This window comes from Caulobacter sp. BE264 (genome assembly GCF_031457805.1).
Taxonomy (GTDB): Bacteria; Pseudomonadota; Alphaproteobacteria; order Caulobacterales; family Caulobacteraceae; genus Caulobacter.
This window is the reverse complement of sequence record NZ_JAVDXI010000015.1, coordinates 1-3,539: the sequence shown is the minus strand read 5'-3', so window position 1 is coordinate 3,539 and position 3,539 is coordinate 1. Positions and strand designations below refer to the sequence as shown.

Annotated in this window: 5 protein-coding genes; all 5 read left to right on the top strand. The window is 67.2% G+C overall.

Annotated elements, in window-relative coordinates; translation table 11 throughout:
- Nucleotides 1-114 precede the first annotated feature (114 nt).
- The 5 genes from tnpA (at nt 115) to J2X45_RS20205 (ending at nt 3,504) form a co-directional block, all read left to right on the top strand.
- The gene (gene tnpA / locus J2X45_RS20225; RefSeq protein WP_310218511.1) at nt 115-447 is read left to right on the top strand and encodes an IS66-like element accessory protein TnpA; all 333 of its coding nucleotides are present in this window, start codon (nt 115-117) and stop codon (nt 445-447) included.
- Entirely contained in the window at nt 444-791 is a 348-nt protein-coding gene (gene tnpB, locus J2X45_RS20220; protein ID WP_099539271.1) for an IS66 family insertion sequence element accessory protein TnpB, read from the top strand. Before tnpA ends, tnpB begins: the two co-directional genes overlap by 4 nt.
- Nucleotides 792-863: 72 nt before the next feature.
- On the top strand, nt 864-2,507 hold the full coding sequence (gene tnpC / locus J2X45_RS20215) for an IS66 family transposase (protein ID WP_310218508.1): 1,644 nt from the start codon (nt 864-866) through the stop codon (nt 2,505-2,507).
- Nucleotides 2,488-3,162, top strand: coding sequence for a UPF0149 family protein (locus tag J2X45_RS20210; protein WP_310218507.1), 675 nt, complete (start codon nt 2,488-2,490; stop codon nt 3,160-3,162). Before tnpC ends, J2X45_RS20210 begins: the two co-directional genes overlap by 20 nt.
- 111 nt (nt 3,163-3,273) lie before the next feature.
- Entirely contained in the window at nt 3,274-3,504 is a 231-nt protein-coding gene (locus J2X45_RS20205; protein ID WP_310218505.1) for a hypothetical protein, read from the top strand.
- Nucleotides 3,505-3,539 lie beyond the last annotated feature (35 nt).

Sequence of the window (3,539 nt, the reverse complement as noted above, 5' to 3'; positions counted from 1 at the left end):
TCGTGCCCATCCGGTGAAGGCCGCCTTGGCTGATGGGCTGCGTGTCGGGATGCTGCGCTCGTAAGGAGACCTTATGAGCGCTCATAGCTGTGCAGTATGGCCCGGATGACGTTGATGTCGGGGCCGGAGCGTCGGCGTCGCTGGCGGGCTGAAGAGCGTCGGGAGATCCTGATCGAGGCGTTTTCCCCTGGCGCCGTGGTGGCCGATGTGGCGCGTCGGTACGACGTCTCCACCAGCCTGATCTACAAGTGGCGGCGCGAGGTGCTGGCGGCCCGGGACGACGTCGGCTTTGTTCCGGCGGTTGTCGTTGATGGGCCCGAGGTCGCCCGGCCGGCGGTCGCCCGTGACCCGGCCATCGTCGTTGAGCTGCCGCACGGCGCCCGGGTGACGATCAGCGCGGACACACTCCCAGCGCTGGTCACGGCGACACTGCGGGCGCTGCGATGATCCCGGTTCCGTCTGGTGTCCGGGTCTGGATCGCCACCGGCCACACAGACATGCGCAAGGGGATGCTGGGTCTGGCCCTGCTGGTCCAGGAACAGCTGAAGCGCGATCCTCACGCCGGCGATCTGTTCGTATTCCGTGGGCGTGGCGGCGCCTTGATCAAGATCCTCTGGCATGACGGCCTTGGCATGTCGCTCTACGCCAAGCGCCTGGATCGCGGACGGTTCGTCTGGCCGGCGGCGGAGGGCGGCGCGGTGGCCCTGACGTCCGCCCAGCTGGGCTACATGCTGGAGGGTATCGACTGGCGTAACCCCCAGCACACCTGGCGTCCGACCAGCGCGGGATAGGCGCTGCATTTTCTGGGTCGGGCCTGCATTTAGGGGCGCCACAAACGGTCAGATCTGTGATTCCATCCTCATATGGACACCGCCTTGGAGGCCCTGCCGGACGACGTCGAAGCGCTCAAGGCGGCGCTCCTGATCCTGCGTCAGGAGTTGGATGTGGCCCGGGCCGACGCCGCAGCGGCCAAGGCCCAGGTCTCCGACGACCAGGCGCTGATCGCCCATCTGAAGCTGCAGATCGCCAAGCTCAAGCGCGAGCGGTTCGGGGCGTCCTCCGAGCGGACCAGCCGGCTGCTTGATCAGTTGGAGTTGCAGCTGGAGGAGCTGGAAGCCTCCGCCACCGAGGATGAGCTGGCCGCTGAACAGGCCGCCGCTCGGGCCACGACGCCGGTCAGGGCGTTCACCCGCGCCAAGCCCTCTCGTCAGCCCTTTCCAGAGCACCTGCCGCGCGAGCGCGTGGTGATAGAGGCGCCCAAGACCTGCGCCTGCTGCGGCGGCGAACGCCTGCGCAAACTCGGAGAGGACGTCACCGAGACCCTGGAGGTGATCCCGCGCCAGTGGAAGGTCATCCAGACCGTTCGCGAGAAGGTCTCCTGCCGAGACTGCGAGGCCATCGCCCAGGCCCCCGCGCCGTTCCATGTCCTGCCGCGCGGCTGGGCGGGTCCTGGCCTGCTGGCCATGATCGTCTTCGAGAAGTTCGGCCAGCACCAACCGCTCAATCGCCAGGCCGAGCGCTACGCCCGCGAGGGCGTGCCGCTCAGCCTGTCGACCCTGGCCGACCAGGTGGGCGGGGTGGCCACGGTCCTGGCCCCGTTGATTGCGCGGATCACCGACCATGTGCTCAGCGCCGAGCGCCTGCACGGCGATGACACGACCGTCCCCGTCCTGGCCAAGGGCCAGACCGATGTCGGTCGATTATGGACCTATGTGCGTGATGACGCGCCCTTCGGAGGATCATCGCCGCCGGCGGCGATCTTCCACTACTCGCGCGACCGCAAGGGCGTGCATCCCCAGACCCATCTGGCGGCGTGGCGCGGGATCCTCCAGGCCGACGCCTATGGCGGCTACGCCGAACTCTACAAGCCAGACCGAGCGCAAGGACCGATCCTGGAGGCGGGCTGCTGGGCCCACGGCCGCCGCAAGTTTTTCGAGCTGGCCGATATCGAGACCGCCGAGCGCAAGAAGGCCAGAGGCGAGAAGCCCAGGTGCGTCTACCCCAAGGCCCTGGAGGCGCTGCGCCTGATCGACGGCCTGTTCGCCGTCGAGCGGCGGATCAATGGCGCGCGCCCTGACGAGCGCCTGGCGGTCCGCCGCCAGCAAAGCGCCCCGATCGTCGCCGAACTGGAAGCCTGGATGGACGAGACCCGTCAGCAGCTCACCAGCAGTCACCACATCGTCAAGGCGATCAACTATCTCAAGCGCCGCTGGCCCTCGTTCACCCGTTTCCTGGATGACGGCCGGGTCTGCCTCAGCAACAACGCCGCCGAACGGGCCTTGCGCGGCGTCGCCCTGGGGCGCAAGTCCTGGCTGTTCGCTGGCTCCGACCGGGGCGGCCAACGGGCGGCGGCCATGTACAGCCTCATCGTCACCGCCAAGCTCAACAACGTCGATCCCCAGGCCTGGCTCGCCGACGTCCTGGCGCGCATCAACGACCTGCCCGCCAGCCGCCTTGATGAGCTGCTGCCGTGGAACTGGAGGATGAATGACCCTGTCGGCGGATAACCTCGGCGAGGATCTCGGTGAGGACCTCGAACGTCTCGACGCCTTCCTGATGTCCGACCAGCTTCCAGACGAGGCCTTGATGCTCAGTGAGGTCGACGGGTTCCTCACCGGGATCGCGCTCGGACCCGAAGCGATCATGCCCAGCGAATGGCTGCCGGTCGTCTGGGGCGGAGAGGAGCCGGTCTTCGACGACCTCGACCAGGCGCGGCTGGTCATGCAGGCCCTGATGAACCGCTACAATGAGATCGTGCGCCGGCTGGCGGTAGGCGAGCTCGACCCGGTGTTCCTGGTCGGCCCCGGCGGCGAGGTGATCGCCGCCGACTGGGCGCAGGGCTTCCTTATGGCGATCCAGCTGCGCGAGCCGGCTTGGGCCGCGCTGACCAACTCCGACGATGACGGTCACCTGATGCTGCCCATCCTGGCGCTATGCTGCACCGAGGATGGCGAAGCCCTGATCGAGCTGCCGGCGGAGATCGAGGACGAGCTGTTCAAGAACGCCGGCGAGATCATCCCCGAGTGCGTCCTGCAAATCGCCGCCTTCTGGAAAGCCCGGCGCCGCAACCCCCAGTCCCGTTCAGGACGTCCCAAGACCGGGCGCAACGACCTCTGCCCTTGCGGTTCCGGCCGCAAGTTCAAAAAGTGCTGCGCTAACTGACAGCCCTTGCGCCCCAGGAGATCGGTCCATCCCGTTCACCGGATCAACGAGCTTTCGCCATCGGAAATGGCGAGCCCGGAGCCAAAAAGACGTAGGCGCCGCGAACTGACCATGCAACGCAATAAGGTCTACGCCGTCACCGTCATCGCCGCCGTCGCCCAGGAGCTCGGCGTCGATGAGGACCTCCTACACGACATCTCCATCGGCATGGAGCCAGAGGATGGCGTCATCAGGGTCTACGGCCTCGGCGAGGACAGCATTACCGCCTTCACGCGCGACGGCGTCGAAGCGCTAAAGGCCCTGCTCGAAGCCTACAGGCAGGATCATCAATCGTTCCGATGAAGCGCCACCACCTGCGGCCTACGCCGGATGGCTAC